This window comes from Virgibacillus sp. MSJ-26, from assembly GCF_018918075.1.
GTDB lineage: Bacteria > Bacillota > Bacilli > Bacillales > Amphibacillaceae > MSJ-26.
Genome location: NZ_JAHLPW010000013.1, coordinates 1 through 17,691, shown reverse-complemented (window position 1 = coordinate 17,691; position 17,691 = coordinate 1). Strand labels below are relative to the sequence as shown.

The window sequence follows — 17,691 nt, the reverse complement described above, 5'->3', positions numbered from 1 at the left end:
AGAAGGCTTACCTTATGTGAGAGCGGGGAAAACGTGTGAATATCATTAAGAAAATCCAAGTGAAGCAAATCATCACCGAAAAAAGTAAAGAGAAACTAAAAAATAATTTCATTCATCAAAAAATGCGGCTTGAACAAGAGTGTCAACAATTATTGTTTGAACAGAGAAAACTAGAAAATAAAATTGGAACATCGAAGCAGGAGATTAAAAGTCGATTTCAACGTGAAATTAACCAAAGACAGCATCGCATCAAATCAATTGACTTTAAATTAGAGCAATTGGAGATACTTGAAATAGGTAGTGAAATTATTGAACGAGAAGTTGAAGCTCTTGTTGAAGTCAATGAAGGTGAGCATTGGGATGAAGTTATGAGTGAACACGCTATAGTTATAAAAGACAATATTGTTATACGTATAGAATAGTAGTAGGTGAAATGAATGGATAAAATGTTTAACGTAGGTGAAATAGTCAATACACATGGTATTCGTGGCGAAGTAAAAGTCTATCGAATTAGTGACTTCAAAGATCGTTTCGAAGTGGGAAAGGATTTATACTTAGTACAAAAGAACAAACCAGTCCAGAAAGTAGTTATCAGGAGTCAGCGTCTCCATAAAGGTTTTATATTATTAAAATTTGAAGGATATAGCGATTTAAACGATGTAGAAGGTTTAAAAGGTGCCCATCTCCAAATATCTGAAGAGCAGCAGACGGAGCTCCCAAAGGACGAATATTACTACCATGAAATTATTGGTTGTGCAGTATATACAACAATCGAAGAACCCGTAGGAGATGTGAAAGAGATTTTATCTCCTGGAGCTAATGATGTATTTGTTGTGATTAATAAGGAAGGTAAAGAATATTTGATTCCTAATATTAAATCTGTCGTCAAGTCAATTGATGTGAACGATAAAAAAATTGTCATCGATCCAATGGAAGGATTGCTAGATTAATGCATATAGATATTTTAACTTTGTTTCCAGAAATGTTTACTAGTGTCTTAAATGCATCAATTTTAAAAAAAGCGCAAGAAAATGAAAAGTTTACTTATAACTTAGTAGACTTTCGTAAGTATTCCACAAACAAACATCATAAAGTAGATGATTATCCTTATGGTGGAGGAGCCGGGATGGTTCTTACACCACAGCCTGTTTTTGATGCAGTGGATACACTTACAGAGGTTTCTCATGGTAAGCCACGAATCATTCTTATGTGCCCCCAAGGTGAACCATATACTCAAAAAAAAGCTGAAGAATTAGCACAGGAAAAACAACTTATATTTATTTGCGGCCATTATGAAGGGTATGACGAGCGAATAAGAGAGCAACTAGTCACAGATGAAATATCTATCGGAGATTATGTGCTTACAGGTGGCGAACTCGGAGCGATGGTTGTTATTGACAGCCTAGTAAGACTTTTACCTAATGTCCTAGGTAACGATGAATCAGCAACAGAAGACTCATTCTCAACAGGGTTATTAGAACACCCTCATTATACAAGACCAGCAGACTATCGTGGCATGACAGTGCCCGATGTTCTTTTGTCGGGGCATCATGAAAAAATTAAAGAATGGCGCATAAAAGAATCACTTCGCCGTACGTACAAGCGAAGACCAGATTTACTGAAAGGTTACAATTTATCCGAAAGTGAGAGAGCTTTTTTAAATGAAATAATGAATGATGAAAAATAGTAAAATTATACATGGAATTGTTTATAAAGACAGTTGAATTCTCAGGATAGATATGATATATTTAACCATGTGCTTAAGTAGATACTTAAGTCGTATAAACGATGTTCCGCTGCCCTTAGACGGTTAAGAACATTGGTTTGGAAGGAGTGAAGCAGGATGCAAAATATAATCGAAGAAGTAACTAAAGATCAACTTCGTACAGATCATCCTGATTTCCGCGCTGGTGATACTGTTAAAGTTCACGTAAAAGTAGTTGAAGGAAGTCGTGAACGTATTCAGGTATTCGAAGGTGTTGTCATCAAACGCCAAGGCGGTGGAATCAGTGAAACATTTACAGTAAGAAAAATTTCTTACGGAGTAGGTGTGGAACGTACATTCCCAGTTCATTCACCACGAATTGCGGAAATCGAAGTGGCAAGACGCGGTTCTGTTCGTCGTGCAAAATTATATTATTTACGTAATCTACGTGGAAAAGCAGCACGTATTAGAGAACGTCGATAAATTGAAATCAGTTCAGAAGGGAGCTTGTCAATGTTGGCAAGCTCTTTTTATGTTAGATCATAACTAGGCAAGAAATAGATGAAAAATGGCAGGGATTAGAAATGTTAAATGACCGCGAGAATGAATGGATAGAATGGTTTAAAGTATTTTTAGTGGCATTAGCTATTACAGCTTTTATAAGAATGTTTTTATTTGCACCAATAATTGTTGATGGTTTTTCGATGTATCCAACGTTACATGACCAAGATAAAATGTTAGTGAATAAAATCGATTACCATTTTAATGAGCCAGAACGGTTTGATATTATCGTTTTTCATGCTTCCGAACAAAAGGATTTCATTAAACGAATTATTGGGTTACCAGGAGAGCATGTGGAAGTCAGGGATCATACATTGTACATTGATGGCGAAGAAGTAGCAGAACCATTTCTTGAATATAAGAATGAAAATGGGATGATTGATGAACCGACTTTTTATGAAAATTTCACTTTAGAAGAGCTGCCTGGTGGTTACTCGAAAATTCCTGAGAATGAATATTTAGTTTTAGGAGACAATCGAAATAACTCAACCGATAGCCGAATTATTGGTTTAATCTCAAAATCGCAAATTGTCGGTAAAACTAATATCGTTTTTTGGCCTATTAGTCGCTGGCAAACTATGAAGTCTCTTGAATAGTTGACGGGTATAATTACAATTCTAAACGGAGGATGTAGATCATGACGATACAATGGTTTCCAGGGCATATGGCAAAGGCCCGGCGTGAACTTGAGGAAAAATTAAAACTAGTTGACTTTATTATTGAGCTGGTTGATGCACGTTCCCCCTTATCTTCACAAAATCCTATGTTACAAGACATGTTGAAAGATAAGCCTAAATTAATGTTATTGATGAAAAAGGATTTAGCTGACCCAAAACAAACGGAAAAGTGGGTAAATTCTTTTGAGGAAGAGGGGCACCTAACTTTATCCGTCAATGTAAATAATAAGGCGGACATCTCTCAAGTTGTTCAAAGTGGTAAACAACTTGGACAGAAGAAAATGAATCAGCTTGCTAAAAAAGGTATTAAACCACGGCCAGCTAGAGCAGTAATTATCGGAATTCCTAACGTAGGAAAATCCACATTAATCAATCGTTTAGCAAACAAGAAAATTGCTAAAACAGGTGATAGGCCAGGAGTGACAAAACATCAATCATGGATAAAAGTTAAAGGTGATTTTGATTTGCTAGATACGCCCGGGATTTTATGGCCTAAATTTGAGGATCAGGCAGTAGGTTATCGCCTAGCAGCCATTGGTACTATTAAAGATGACCTTGTTTCCATGCAAGATGTGGTAGCCTATGTAATCAACTATCTTCAAAAGCATTATCCCGATATGCTCCATAATCGCTACGGTATCAACGAAGACATGGTAGATATGTGGGATATATTTACAGCTATCGGAAAAAAACGAGGAGCGCTTGAGAGCGGGGGGCATGTGAACTTTGACAAAGTAGCAGATATAGTCAGCCGTGACTTACGAACAGGCAAACTCGGCAGAGTAACACTCGAATCAGTTAACGACTAAGACACATACCTATAGACGAAGACCATACACTACGTCGAAATATCCATATGATGTGCAATAACTAATGGGCTACTTTTTTCAAAGCAAGCGTAATCCCGAACGTCTGGGATCGCTCCGGGCGGATGCTTTCCGCGGGCACGACTTTAGCCTCCTTGCCCCGGCAAGGGGTATGCCGGCGTTGTCCGCAAAGGACGGTTTTAGTCGGCCTTCATTAGCTTTACCCTCTCTGCGGGGTCTTCAGATTCGTGGGACTGTACTATCGTTCGCCCCGTCGAAAACCATTTGCTGTTCCCGCAGGACAAGAAAAACTTCGGTAGCTTTGCATCGCACGAAGAAAATGGTTTTAAATTTTCGAGGAGTCACCGCCCTGCGCTCACCCAGACTATTAAAGTTATTTGATGCTATTATGAAATTTTTTTACACATTGATAGTGCACTGAAACCAGCGGAGGACATACACGGAGGCTCCTAGGTGAGCTATGGTCTTCGGTGGGGCGAGCATTCACGTGCAGTCCCAGAGACTTCGGTGAGACCCCGAAATGCGTTTGCATTCTGAGGCTCACCAGCCATCCGCCCCTGGAAAGCGAAGTGTATTTCCGTAGCGTGAGACTAACACTTACCAATTTTGGTTTGAGAGTGCCAGAAAGAGTTACCGCACAGTTTATATCTTATATGCCGCAATGTTAGTGTGTAGGAAGTTTAGTGTTTGATTTATTTATTAACAATTTGGAATTAAAGTCGATATAAAGAGAGAGAGTCAGGTGAGTTTGGATGAAGAAGTCAATAGCTGAATTGAGGGAATTGTTCAGGAATGATGAGTTAACCGAAGAAAGAATCGACCAACTGAGGTCGGATGAGCGAAAGGGAGTACAAGCTATTATTAATAGCTATGAAAAAAAGAAGCAAAAGGAAGAGCAACTAAAAAAACAATTTGTTAATATGCAGGCTTACGAGCATGCGCTTGCTAAAAGGGGATTTCGGCTTATCGCAGGTGTAGATGAAGCGGGAAGAGGCCCCTTAGCAGGACCGGTTGTCGCTGCATCCGTTATTTTACCTTCAGATTTTACCTTGTATGGCTTAACTGATTCCAAACAACTCAATGAAAAACAGCGCTTAAACTTTTATCACACTATTAAAGAACAGGCAATCACATATAACGTATCAATAATTGATAATCAGACAATCGATAGAATGAATATATTTGAAGCAACTAAACTTGCTATGATTCAATCATTAAAAGCATTAGATCCTCAACCTGATCATTCACTGATTGATGCCGTTAAGCTAACCGGTTTAAATCACCCAACAACACCTATTATTAAAGGTGACCAAAAAAGTGTATCCATTGCCGCAGCAAGTATTATAGCTAAAGTCACACGTGATCTATTAATGAAAGAAATACATAAGGAATTTCCAAGCTATGATTTTAAATCCAATATGGGATATGGAACGAAACATCATGTTGAACAAATAAAAGAACGTGGCATCACACCATACCATAGAAAATCATTCGCTCCTGTTAAAGAAGTTATTAATTATCAATTGGGGTGGTAAATGTGTCAATTGAGCATATAAATCAGCGCTTACCAATCATAAGATCATCTGATTCAACCGGTGGATTAAGGGATGGTCAAATTATACGAGGCCAAATATTAAAACTTTATCCAAATCATAAAGCCATGATTCAAATCGGTTTGAAAAAGTTAGTGGCACAACTCGAAACACCACTTACGTTAGGGGATAAGTATCATTTTCAAGTTAACGTTGCAAATGACATCATATATTTGAGAATGCTTGGTGAGAAATTAACAGAGCAATCAGCTAAAAACAGTTCAACTCTTTTAAAACAATTAAATTTAAAAACGACTAAAGATAATGTTACCTTTATACAATCATTACTCAGTGATAATATTCCTTTTAATGGAGAACAACTTAAAAAAGCGTTGACGGTGCTTGATCAATCGCATGATAAAGAACACGCACAACAAACGCTTAAACGCATGCTAGTCGCAAATTTACCGATAACTAAATCTGTTTTAGATGCATTGATGTCTCAAGGGAAAAACCAGCTTGCTAATCAATTGCAACAACTACAACAAAATCTAACTCAACAAGTAAGCTTATCCCCTTTTGAACAATATGTTTCTAATTATATAAAACAGCTTATTGGATTACCTTCTAACACTACACAAGTGGTAGAAAACGAGGTGCTTTTCGACATGACGACTAATAAAACAACATTTTTTAACGCATTAAAATTAAGTGGAATGATTGAACCTGAAGTCAATTATGGTGAATGGGGAACAAATTGGAAGTCAAATCTTAGTCAATCATCAGCCTCGAGTTCATTTACAACAGGCATCATAGAGAAACATGATTATTTTTTATTCAATAATAAGAATATACAAGATGTTATTTCTGCTTTTACTCAAATAAAGAAAAACCAAGAATCATTGTTTGATCTCGGAAATCAATGGGAGCACTTATTTACCAGTAGAATAGCTCAGTCGGTACAATCACAATCGCCTCTTTCTACCTCTGAATATCAACAAATGAAGCGATTTATTTCGCATGAGGTTTTACCTCTACTTCCAGAATCACAACAAGAACAACTTGCTAAATCATTAAAAAATGAACCTCAATCCTTTGTTAAATTGATGAAAATTATGGAACTTCTTCAAGATAATCAAATATACAGAAGAATATCTCATTTCCTTGCCCAGATTGGATTATCCAATGACTATAATAATCAATCAGAAGAACAACGTGTTTATCAGTATATGAGAAATTTTGCTAATATGGTAGGTTTATCATATGAAAATCAAGTAGCCGAGAATATGAATAGTCAATTGGATCATACGCTCAAAGGATTATTGCTACAATTAACCCATCAAAATCAAAGTGAAGCTCCAATACTCGAGCATTCAACCAAAATTTTAAATATTATAAATGGATTACAGCTGCAATCTGTTAATGAAATTAACAATATTATTTACGCTTATCTCCAATTTCCAGGTGACAAATTAGGACTTGCCAATGAAGTCAACTTAAAATTTGAAGGGAAAAAGAAAAACGGGCATATAGATTCAGACTACTGCCGTATTCATTTTTTTCTAGATCTTAATCATTTAAAAGAAACAATCATCGATATGAACGTTCAGAATCGTTCAGTTACAGTGACTGTCTATAATGATTTAAAGGAATTGAAATCAATGTCCACTCCCTTTATCGGGCTTTTAAAAGAGAGCCTAGAATCATTAAAGTATCGTCTTTCAACCGTTTTATTTAAACCGCTTAGTGCAAAAACTGATCAAAAAAACACACTAAAGAATTCGACTTATGAAACTTATACACAAGGGATGGATTATCGAATATGAAACAAAACAGAAAGAAAGCCGCAGCCCTACGTTATGATCAAGACAAGGAATTGGCGCCAAGAGTTGTAGCTACAGGAGAAGGGCTAACTGCTGAAAATATAATGAATAAAGCAAAGCAGAATAATATTCCTATGCTCGAAGACAGTTCATTAGTGGAGTTGTTGGCTGAACTTGACATTAACGAAACAATACCTGAAGAACTCTATCAAGCCGTTGCAGAAGTGTTTGCTTTTATTTATAGAGCTGATCAAAAAGCAAAAAAGATGAATTAATCTATCGTTTTTTACGACAACATTCGCTAATTGTTGTGAAAAGTTTTGTTTTTTACTACAATAGACATGCAGTGAATTTTGATGGGAGGATGCATGATGAACATTCATGAGTATCAAGGAAAAGAAATTTTACGTAACTATGGTGTTAATGTTCCTAACGGGCACGTTGCATATACAGTCGATGAAGCTGTAGAAAATGCAAAAAAATTAGGAACAGATGTCACTGTTGTTAAAGCACAAATTCATGCTGGAGGCCGTGGAAAAGCAGGGGGAGTGAAGGTTGCTAAGAACTTAGACGAAGTTCGTACATATGCGGATGAAATTTTAGGTAAGACTTTAGTCACTCCACAAACTGGACCAGAAGGTAAGGAAGTTAAGCGCCTACTAGTTGAAGAAGGTTGTGACATCCAAAAAGAATATTATTTAGGTATTGTCCTAGACCGAGCCACATCACGCGTTGTTATGATGGGTTCTGAAGAAGGTGGGACTGAAATCGAAGAGGTTGCTGCAGAAACTCCTGAAAAAATCTTTAAAGAAGAAATTGATCCGGTAGTTGGGTTAGCACCCTATCAAGCTCGTAGACTAGCATTTAATATAAATATTCCAAGCGAACTAGTCTCTAAAGCAGTTAAATTTATGATGGGGCTATACCGGGCATATACAGAAAAAGACTGCTCTATTGCAGAAATCAATCCACTAGTTACGACAGGTGACGGTGAGGTATTAGCACTTGACGCTAAACTGAACTTTGATGATAATGCTTTATATCGTCAAAAGGATGTATTTGAATTACGTGATCTTGACGAAGAAGATGAAAAGGAAATTGAAGCTTCTAAGCATGATCTAAGCTATATTTCTTTAGATGGAAATATCGGTTGTATGGTAAATGGTGCAGGTCTTGCTATGTCAACAATGGATATTATCAAACACTATGGCGGTGACCCTGCGAACTTTTTAGATGTTGGTGGTGGAGCCACAGCTGAAAAGGTAACAGAAGCGTTTAAAATTATCTTGTCAGATGCTAATGTTAAAGGTATTTTCGTAAATATCTTTGGAGGTATTATGAAGTGTGATGTCATTGCTGAAGGTGTTGTTGAAGCAACGAAACAAGTAGGTCTTGAAATTCCACTAGTGGTACGTCTAGAAGGAACCAACGTAGATAAAGGTAAACAAATCCTAAAGGATTCTGGGTTGAATATTACGTCTGCAGACTCAATGGCAGATGGAGCTCAAAAGATTGTATCGTTAGTTGAATAGTTTCTGACAAAACAAGATTTGTAACAGATTGCTTAGAAAGGACGGACGAAAATGAGTGTATATGTAAATAAAGATACAAAAGTAATTGTCCAAGGAATCACTGGTGGGACAGCCAGATTTCATACAAAACAAATGCTTGAATATGGTACGAAAATTGTAGCAGGAGTTACACCTGGAAAAGGTGGAACTGAAGTAGAAGGTGTACCAGTTTTCAATACGGTAGATGAAGCTGTTGAAGCAACAGGTGCTAACGCATCAGTTATTTATGTTCCAGCTCCATTTGCGGCAGACGCCATAATGGAAGCGACAGATGCAGAGCTAGATCTTGCCATTTGTATTACCGAACATATCCCAGTTTTAGATATGGTTAAAGTTAAGCGTTATATGGAAGGTAAAAAGACACGCTTAGTTGGCCCAAACTGCCCTGGAGTTATAACGGCTGATGAGTGTAAGATTGGTATTATGCCAGGGTATATTCACAAAAAAGGACATATTGGCGTTGTCTCCCGTTCAGGTACATTAACATATGAAGCTGTACATCAATTAACAGAAGCCGGTTATGGTCAAACAACAGCAGTAGGAATCGGCGGCGACCCTGTTAATGGAACGGATTTTATTGATGTACTAAGTGCATTCAATGAAGACCCGGAAACTTATGCTGTAATCATGATTGGTGAAATCGGTGGAACAGCAGAAGAAGAAGCGGCTGAATGGGTTAAAGCAAATATGACTAAACCTGTTGTTGGCTTCATTGGTGGTGCTACTGCTCCTCCAGGAAAACGTATGGGACACGCGGGTGCCATTATTTCCGGTGGTGAAGGAACTGCAGATGCCAAGAATAAGAAAATGAAAGAATGTGGTATCTCTGTTGCTGAAACACCAGCTGTTATGGGTGAAACTATGATTCATGCATTGGAAGCAAATGGCTTAAAGGAAAAGTGTAAAACACATTAAACTCAAAATTGAATCCAGGAGCTTAAACTTTAGGTTCCTGGATTATTTTACTAAAAACCTTTAAAAGGAGTAAAAAATGAATCGTATTCGAAAACGGTTAGTTCATCTTCATCGTTGTCGCTACATGACTAGAAATCGTATCCGTAAAATTATCTCCTTAGACTCTACACTAACTAAAATCTACAGATTAACTTCAATGGAAATATCCCAGCTTCTAGCTATGCCCACACAAAAAGCTATATTACTTTATCACGACCTTCATAATTCAGAATTTCATCACCAAATAAAAGAAGACATGAAAACTTATCAAATTGTCACTTTAGTTGACGAAAGTTATCCACCTATGTTAAAAACTATTAAAGACCCACCACTTGTTCTATATGCAATTGGAGACCTTAACTTATTAAATAGACTGCCTGCTCTTAGCGTGATTGGAACAAGACATCCAACTTCTGAAGCTAAGGCAAAAGTTAACTTAATAGTTACTCCTCTCGTGAAAGAGAAATGGATTGTTGTTAGTGGCATGGCAAAAGGAATTGATAGTTTAGCCCATCAGAATTCTCTTGAGTACCACGGAAAAACGATTGCCGTCTTAGGGGGCGGTTTCCATCACATTTATCCTAAACAAAATATAGCATTATTCCAGAAAATATCAGCCCAGGGATTAGTTTTATCAGAATATCCTCCTTGTACCTCTCCAAAACCATTTCACTTTCCAGAACGAAATCGAATTATTAGTGGACTTAGCTTCGGGACATTGGTCATTGAAGCAAAAGAAAAAAGTGGTACACTTATAACTGTAGACCAAGCGCTAGACCAGGGGCGAGAAGTTTACGCTGCACCGGGGTCACCTTTAGTTCCACAAACGAAAGGATGTCATAAAATGATTCAGGATGGTGCAAAATTAGTTACTCAAGCAAATGATATTAAAGAAGATTGGGAATTATATAAAGACAATTGGATTATTTAAGACCGATGAAATACTTCTGATTATTTGACAAAAGCATAATATATATTTACGATTAGTGAAGTTTATAGTGTGAAGTTGCACCTCGATTAATAGGAGGAAATAAATATGTCCGATTATCTAGTTATCGTTGAATCGCCAGCAAAAGCGAAAACGATTGAACGCTATTTAGGAAAAAAATATACTGTAAAAGCATCTATGGGTCATGTGCGTGATCTACCCAAAAGCCAGATGGGTGTCGATGCTGAAAATAATTTTGAACCGAAATATATAACAATTCGCGGAAAAGGCGATATCTTAAAAGAATTAAGAAAATCTGCTAAAAAAGCAAAAAAGATTTATTTAGCAGCTGACCCCGACAGAGAAGGGGAAGCAATAGCATGGCACTTGGCACATGCATTGAAAATAGATGACACTTCTGACTGCCGTGTTGTGTTTAACGAGATTACTAAAGATGCGATTAAAGAATCATTTAAACATCCGAGATCTATTGACGTGGATTTAGTCGATGCTCAACAAGCAAGAAGGATTTTAGATCGTTTAGTCGGTTATAATATTAGTCCTTTACTTTGGAAAAAGGTTAAAAAAGGTTTAAGTGCTGGACGTGTCCAGTCTGTTGCATTAAAAATGATTATAGATCGCGAAAATGAAATTAAAAATTTCAAGCCTGAAGAATATTGGTCAATTGATGCTGACTTTCAAAAAGATAAAGCCACTTTTGAGGGATCATTCTATGGTATAGACGGTAAAAAACAAAAACTCAATAATAGAGAAGAAGTGGATGTAGTTTTAGGTAAATTAGTAGATAAACAGTTTTCAGTGAATAAGGTAAACAAAAGGGAACGTAAGAGATTTCCTGCTCAGCCATTTATTACTTCCTCTTTACAACAAGAGGCAGCTCGTAAACTTAATTTCAGAGCACGTAAAACTATGATGGTTGCCCAACAACTATATGAAGGAATTGATCTAGGTAAAAAAGCCGGGGGCATTACGGGATTAATTACTTATATGCGTACGGACTCTACCCGTATTTCTGATACGGCTAAAGAAGAAGCTAAAGGTTATATTGAAGAGAAATTTGGTAAGTCTTACTTAGGTTTGAAGCGAAAACAGAAGAAAAATGAAGGTGCTCAAGATGCACACGAAGCTATACGTCCTACTTCTGCTATAAGGGATCCGCAATCATTGAAATCTGTTTTATCACAAGACCAGTATCGCTTATACAAATTGATTTGGGAACGCTTTATGGCAAGTCAAATGGCGCCAGCTGTTATGGATACAATGACAGTACATTTACTTAATAATAAAGTTGAATTCCGTGCTACTGGCTCAAAAATCAAATTTAAAGGATTTATGAAAGTCTACATTGAAAGTACTGACGATAATAAAAAAGAAAAAGATAAGATTTTACCTGACTTAAAAGAAGGCATGAAGGTTGATGCTGAAAAAATCACACCTAATCAACATTTCACACAACCACCTCCGAGATATACGGAAGCTAGACTTGTTAGAACAATGGAAGAACAAGGAATAGGACGTCCATCAACTTATGCACCAACGATTGACACTATTCAACGTAGAAATTATGTTAGCATGGATAATAAACGTTTTTTACCAACCGAATTAGGTACTATCGTCAATGATGTCATGGTAGAATTTTTTCCAGAAGTCATTGATGTGGATTTTACAGCAAAAATGGAAAATGACCTCGATTCAATTGAAGATGGTAAAGTAGAATGGATTAAAATCATCGATGACTTTTATAAAGAATTTGAAGTTCGTTTAGAAAAAGCGGAAAAGGAAATGGCTGAAATTGAAATAAAAGACGAACCAGCCGGAATTGATTGCGAAAAATGCGGACATGAAATGGTTTATAAAATGGGTCGATATGGTAAGTTCTTAGCCTGTTCTAACTTCCCGGAATGCCGTAATACCAAACCGATTTTAAAAAAGATTGGTGTGACATGTCCTAAATGTAAAGAGGGAAATGTCGTTGAAAGAAAATCTAAAAAGAGAAGAACATTCTATGGTTGTGATAGATATCCTGACTGTGATTTCGTCTCTTGGGATAAACCAATTGAACGACCATGCCCTAAATGTAATTCATTGTTAGTAGAAAAGAAAACCAAAAAAGAGACACAAGTAAAATGTACAGAATGCGACTATAAAGAAAGCACCCAAAATTAAAATCAAAAGTTCAAGCGCCTGTTCAGCCCTGAAAAGCTTAAACGGGAAAACGCAGTGGCGGTTGTTGCCACGTAGTTTTACCGCTTAAGACCTCGAGGGACGAGGGGGTAAAAATAATATAGAAAAGCTGCCATTAAAGGGCAGTTTTTCTGTTTTAAATAAGATATTTGTCATGTTTTAACAGAAAGTATAAGGGAATAGAGTTCTGATAAGGAGGTATTAAGATGGAAGAGAGAAAAAGCTATTTTGTTTCTATTGAAAAAGAAGAGATAACTGAAGTATCTATACCTGACACAACTGAATTTGAAATAAAAGCAACAGACAGTGACATTGCTGAACTAAATAATCTTTTTAGAGAAAAAAATAAGCGTGAGAAAAAAGCAGTAGAGTTCTTAGCTAAACCTTTTAACGAGTGGGGAGCGGACGATGAAAGAGATGCATATGATAACTATCTCACATCCATTTATAATCGGCTCTATCAGTTAGGTACGCTCGAAACAAAACAGAAAATTGAAAGAATGGGGTTAAAAGAATAGAAGATTGGAAATAATGGGTTTAAAAGATACCATCACAATTTTTTTAAAAGTCTTCGAATTGTAATTGTTGACTATTTTTTATGTGAAAGTTATAATTATCCATTGGTAAGTTAAAGTCCTTGACAGGCTCAAGTTTAATGAAATTTTGTTGAAATATAAAGCAGATAAAATTGGTTTTGCTATATAGATGCAATGTAAAATTATTGTAGTCTAAAAGAGCTTATCTAGCCACCCAATTGCAAAACTCAAAGAAATATTTTAATATATGTCAGTTATGTGACTATTTAAATAAAATTATATAACATATCTTCTTTAAACTTGAGCCTGTTTCTGAATTTTGTTACAATTTAGTTAAGTCCATTGCTTCAATTCATAACATATGATATGATTTATTAGCTGTTCATAGGGTGGAGATTGTAATGAATTACATGCAAGCTTTTATTGAATACATGCAAATTGAAAAAAATGCTTCACCAAACACCGTAATACATTATCGGAAAGATCTGAAAACATTTTTTTCTTTCTTACAAAGAGAAGGCAAATTAGAGTTAAACCAGGTTGATTATCAGGTTGTTCGTTTGTTCTTAACCTTTCTTCATGATCAAAAATTAAGTAGAAGGTCAATTTCTAGAACGATATCTAGCCTTAGAAGCTTTTACAAATATTTAGAGCGAGAAAATTATGTTTCGAAGAATCCGTTTATTAATGTAACATTGCCGAAAACTAGCCAACCAATCCCAACCTTTTTTTATAAGGAAGAATTGGGAAAATTATTAGAGGTAAATGACTTAAGCGATCCTTTGGGTCAAAGAAATCAAGCGATTATAGAACTGCTTTACGCAACAGGTATTAGAGTTAGTGAATGCCAAGGATTACGTCTAACAGATATCGACTTTTCAATAGGCACCTTGTTTGTTACGGGAAAAGGACGAAAAGAACGTTATGTTCCTTTTGGAAAATTCGCTAAAATTGCATTAGAGAGATACATAAAGGATGGCAGAGATAAATTACTGAACAAAACTAACAGTCCCACCGATTTTGTTTTTCTAAATGCAAGAGGAACCCCTCTATCTGATCGAGGAATTCGCTTGATTTTAAATAAAATTTTAGAAAAGGCGGCTCTAACCGTTAATATTCATCCGCATAAATTAAGGCATACCTTTGCTACTCATATGTTAAATGAGGGTGCTGATTTACGAGCAGTTCAAGAATTATTAGGGCATGATAACTTGTCGTCTACTCAAATATATACCCATGTAACAAAAGATCGTCTGAGAAGTGTTTATATGGATAGCCACCCAAGAGCAAAAGGATAATATGATCAAAGAGGTGAGAGTATTGAGTCAAGAGATGCATGCGACAACCATATTCGCAGTCATGCATAATGGACAATGTGCGATGAGTGGAGATGGGCAAGTGACACTTGGTAACTCGGTTGTCATGAAACATAAAGCTAAAAAAGTGCGCACATTGTTTAATGGAAAAGTACTAGCGGGGTTTGCAGGATCTGTCGCAGACGCCTTTACTCTTTTCGAGAAATTTGAAGGAAAACTTGAAACATATGATGGTAACTTAACTAGAGCAGCGGTAGAACTTGCTAAAGAATGGCGAAGTGATAAGGTGTTGCGTAAATTAGAAGCGATGCTTGTCGTTATGAACAAACAAAATATGTTCCTTGTTTCAGGTACAGGTGAAGTAATCGAACCAGATGATGGCATTTTAGCTATTGGATCGGGCGGAAACTTTGCCTTAAGTGCTGGAAGAGCATTGTTGAAACACACTGATCATTTATCAGCTAAAGAAATTGCTCAAGCAGCTTTAGAGATTGCTGGAGAAATTTGTGTGTTTACAAATGACCAAGTTACAACAGAAGTACTTGAATAGGGGAGGCCTGTTAAAGACATGAGTATGAATTATACTCCGAAACAAATTGTTGACCAGTTAGATAAGTATATTATCGGACAACAGCAAGCAAAAAAGTCTGTTGCAGTCGCCTTGCGCAATCGATACAGACGAATGAATTTGGACGATAAAATAAAAGATGAAATTGTACCTAAAAATATTTTAATGATTGGTCCTACTGGAGTCGGTAAAACCGAAGTTGCACGCCGATTGGCAAAACTCGTATCAGCTCCGTTTGTTAAAGTGGAAGCAACAAAATTCACAGAAGTGGGTTATGTTGGCCGTGATGTTGAATCAATGGTTCGTGATTTAGTAGAAATGTCAGTTCGAATGGTTAAAGAAGAAAAGATGGATCAAGTAAAAGAAAAAGCGGAACAAGAAGCTAATAAGGAGCTTGTGAAGTTACTCGTTCCTCAGGCAAAAAAACAAAACAATATGAAAAATCCTTTCGAAATGCTTTTTCCTACTCAAGGAAATGATGAAGAACCAGACGACAATGAAGATAAAAATCATGATGAAATAAGGTCAAAACGAGAACGCATAGCCCATCAGCTTGCTCTTGGTGAACTGGAAGATCAAATGGTCACTGTTGAAATAGAGGAAGGCACACCATCTATGTTTGACATGTTACAAGGTTCAGGAATGGAGCAAATGGGCATGAATATGCAAGACGCTTTTAGTCAGTTGATGCCGAAAAAGAAGAAAAAACGAAAACTTGCCGTTTCTGAAGCGAGAAAAGTTTTAACGCAACAACACGCTCAAAAAATGATCGATATTGAAGAAGCTACTCAAGATGCTATAAAACGTGCTGAACAATCCGGGATTATTTTTATTGATGAAATCGATAAAGTAACAGGGAAGCAGGATAACTCTCCTAATGTATCTCGAGAGGGCGTTCAAAGAGATGTTCTCCCGATTGTAGAAGGTTCAACAATTGTAACGAAACATGGCCCCGTTAAAACGGATCATATGCTTTTTATTGCAGCCGGTGCATTTCATATGGCTAAGCCATCAGACTTGATACCTGAACTGCAAGGTCGATTTCCAATTAGGGTTGAACTTGAGAAATTATCGGTTGAAGATTTTGAACGGATATTGAAAGAACCATCTAATGCCTTATTAAAACAATATCAAGCTTTACTGAAAACAGAAGGTATAGATGTTGTTTTTACTGACGAAGCTGTAACAAGGATAGCTGAAGTGGCCTACCAAGTTAACCAGGACACGGATAATATTGGGGCAAGACGACTTCACACAATATTAGAGAAGTTGCTTGAAGATTTATCATTTGAAGCAACTGAAATTAATATGGAGAAAATTGATATTACCCCTGACTACGTCAATGAAAAGTTAAGTAATATCGTTAAAGACAAAGACTTAAGCCAATTCATATTGTAAACAATAAACTAAAACTCAAAAAAATGGAGGAATTTGAAAATGGAACTTTTAGATCGTGCTAGAAAAATTAACGCTATGTTACAAAAAGCTACAGGGAAATCAGTGAATTTTAATGATATGTCAGCTTCATTAAGAGATGTTATTAGAGGAAATATTTTCATTTTAAGTCGTAGAGGTAAGCTTCTTGGTTATGCTATCAACCAGGAAATTGACAACGACCGTATGAAAGGCATGTTAGAAGAGAGACAATTTCCAGAAGAGTACACTCAAGGGTTATTCCATATACATGAGACAACAGCTAATCTGGATATCAATAGCACTTACACCGTTTTTCCTGAAGAAAACCGTGAGCTTTTTAAAGATGGATTAACGACCATTGTACCGATTATCGGTGGTGGAGAGCGTTTAGGAACACTTATCTTAGGTCGTATTGACGAAAGTTTTAACGACGACGATTTACTACTTGCAGAATATGGTGCAACTGTTGTAGGTATGGAAATCCTTCATGAGAAAACTGAAGAAATTGAACTTGAAGCAAGAAGTAAGGCTGTTGTGCAGATGGCTATCAGCTCCTTGTCTTATAGTGAACTTGAAGCCATTGACCATATTTTTGAAGAATTAGATGGTCACGAAGGATTACTTGTAGCTAGTAAGATAGCTGATAGAGTTGGTATTACTCGCTCTGTTATTGTAAACGCGCTAAGAAAGTTGGAGAGTGCAGGTGTGATTGAATCACGTTCATTAGGGATGAAAGGAACGTACATTAAAGTATTAAATGATAAGTTCTTAGTTGAACTTGATAAGTTACGCTCTAGATAATCGCTTTAAATGTATTATCCAATTTAAAAAGTGCCCTATAGCTAAGAAATTATAGAAACTTCTTAGTTATAGGGTTTTTTGTTGCAATCTTCTCAATACATATATCGAAAGGAAACGGGCTTGTCAAATAAAGTGTGTAAGTTCTAATTTACTCAAGATATTTTAACACCCTATCTTTTAGATCATCATGGATTAAAAGTTGGTTCATAACCATCGCCCAGTTTGGTATACGACCATTTTCCCATTTGATTTCTAGTTCTTTGATTCGTAA

At 36.5% G+C, this 17,691-nt stretch carries 18 protein-coding genes; all 18 read left to right on the top strand.

The window, feature by feature from the left end; translation table 11 throughout:
- The first annotated feature begins 35 nt into the window (after window positions 1-35).
- The 18 genes from KQI49_RS12670 (at window position 36) to codY (ending at window position 17,420) form a co-directional block, all read left to right on the top strand.
- Window positions 36-422: a YlqD family protein gene (locus KQI49_RS12670; RefSeq protein WP_216489492.1), complete on the top strand. Its 387-nt coding sequence runs from the start codon at window positions 36-38 to the stop codon at window positions 420-422.
- Between the two features lie 15 nt (window positions 423-437).
- Window positions 438-950, top strand: a complete 513-nt coding sequence (gene rimM, locus KQI49_RS12665) for a ribosome maturation factor RimM (RefSeq protein WP_216489489.1) — start codon at window positions 438-440, stop codon at window positions 948-950.
- Complete coding sequence (gene trmD, locus KQI49_RS12660) at window positions 950-1,687, top strand: tRNA (guanosine(37)-N1)-methyltransferase TrmD (protein ID WP_216489487.1); 738 nt, start codon at window positions 950-952, stop codon at window positions 1,685-1,687. Before rimM ends, trmD begins: the two co-directional genes overlap by 1 nt.
- A 156-nt stretch (window positions 1,688-1,843) precedes the next feature.
- Complete coding sequence (gene rplS / locus KQI49_RS12655; RefSeq protein WP_216489486.1) at window positions 1,844-2,188, top strand: 50S ribosomal protein L19; 345 nt, start codon at window positions 1,844-1,846, stop codon at window positions 2,186-2,188.
- Window positions 2,189-2,289: 101 nt separating this feature from the next.
- Complete coding sequence (lepB, locus tag KQI49_RS12650) at window positions 2,290-2,862, top strand: signal peptidase I (RefSeq protein ID WP_216489484.1); 573 nt, start codon at window positions 2,290-2,292, stop codon at window positions 2,860-2,862.
- A 41-nt stretch (window positions 2,863-2,903) separates the two neighbouring features.
- Entirely contained in the window at window positions 2,904-3,752 is an 849-nt protein-coding gene (ylqF, locus tag KQI49_RS12645; RefSeq protein WP_216489482.1) for a ribosome biogenesis GTPase YlqF, read from the top strand.
- A 770-nt stretch (window positions 3,753-4,522) separates the two neighbouring features.
- Window positions 4,523-5,305: a ribonuclease HII gene (locus KQI49_RS12640; protein WP_216489481.1), complete on the top strand. Its 783-nt coding sequence runs from the start codon at window positions 4,523-4,525 to the stop codon at window positions 5,303-5,305.
- Window positions 5,306-5,307: 2 nt separating this feature from the next.
- Window positions 5,308-7,128, top strand: a complete 1,821-nt coding sequence (locus KQI49_RS12635) for a hypothetical protein (protein ID WP_216489479.1) — start codon at window positions 5,308-5,310, stop codon at window positions 7,126-7,128.
- On the top strand, window positions 7,125-7,400 hold the full coding sequence (locus KQI49_RS12630; protein ID WP_216489477.1) for an EscU/YscU/HrcU family type III secretion system export apparatus switch protein: 276 nt from the start codon (window positions 7,125-7,127) through the stop codon (window positions 7,398-7,400). The genes KQI49_RS12635 and KQI49_RS12630 overlap by 4 nt, the downstream gene beginning before the upstream one ends.
- 96 nt (window positions 7,401-7,496) lie before the next feature.
- Window positions 7,497-8,657, top strand: coding sequence for an ADP-forming succinate--CoA ligase subunit beta (gene sucC, locus KQI49_RS12625; protein WP_216489476.1), 1,161 nt, complete (start codon window positions 7,497-7,499; stop codon window positions 8,655-8,657).
- A 51-nt stretch (window positions 8,658-8,708) separates the two neighbouring features.
- Window positions 8,709-9,611, top strand: a complete 903-nt coding sequence (gene sucD / locus KQI49_RS12620) for a succinate--CoA ligase subunit alpha (RefSeq protein ID WP_216489473.1) — start codon at window positions 8,709-8,711, stop codon at window positions 9,609-9,611.
- A 76-nt stretch (window positions 9,612-9,687) separates the two neighbouring features.
- On the top strand, window positions 9,688-10,581 hold the full coding sequence (gene dprA, locus KQI49_RS12615; protein ID WP_216489472.1) for a DNA-processing protein DprA: 894 nt from the start codon (window positions 9,688-9,690) through the stop codon (window positions 10,579-10,581).
- Window positions 10,582-10,686: 105 nt separating this feature from the next.
- Complete coding sequence (gene topA, locus KQI49_RS12610) at window positions 10,687-12,765, top strand: type I DNA topoisomerase (protein WP_216489471.1); 2,079 nt, start codon at window positions 10,687-10,689, stop codon at window positions 12,763-12,765.
- Between the two features lie 224 nt (window positions 12,766-12,989).
- Window positions 12,990-13,301, top strand: a complete 312-nt coding sequence (locus KQI49_RS12605) for a hypothetical protein (RefSeq protein WP_216489470.1) — start codon at window positions 12,990-12,992, stop codon at window positions 13,299-13,301.
- A 419-nt stretch (window positions 13,302-13,720) separates the two neighbouring features.
- Window positions 13,721-14,617 carry a tyrosine recombinase XerC gene (gene xerC / locus KQI49_RS12600; protein ID WP_216489469.1) on the top strand — a complete coding sequence of 299 codons (897 nt, stop codon included), beginning with the start codon at window positions 13,721-13,723 and terminating at the stop codon, window positions 14,615-14,617.
- A gap of 22 nt (window positions 14,618-14,639) precedes the next feature.
- Window positions 14,640-15,185 carry an ATP-dependent protease subunit HslV gene (gene hslV / locus KQI49_RS12595; protein ID WP_305852331.1) on the top strand — a complete coding sequence of 182 codons (546 nt, stop codon included), beginning with the start codon at window positions 14,640-14,642 and terminating at the stop codon, window positions 15,183-15,185.
- 18 nt (window positions 15,186-15,203) lie between these two features.
- The gene (gene hslU, locus KQI49_RS12590) at window positions 15,204-16,601 is read left to right on the top strand and encodes an ATP-dependent protease ATPase subunit HslU (RefSeq protein WP_216489467.1); all 1,398 of its coding nucleotides are present in this window, start codon (window positions 15,204-15,206) and stop codon (window positions 16,599-16,601) included.
- A gap of 39 nt (window positions 16,602-16,640) precedes the next feature.
- Complete coding sequence (gene codY, locus KQI49_RS12585; RefSeq protein ID WP_216489466.1) at window positions 16,641-17,420, top strand: GTP-sensing pleiotropic transcriptional regulator CodY; 780 nt, start codon at window positions 16,641-16,643, stop codon at window positions 17,418-17,420.
- Window positions 17,421-17,691 lie beyond the last annotated feature (271 nt).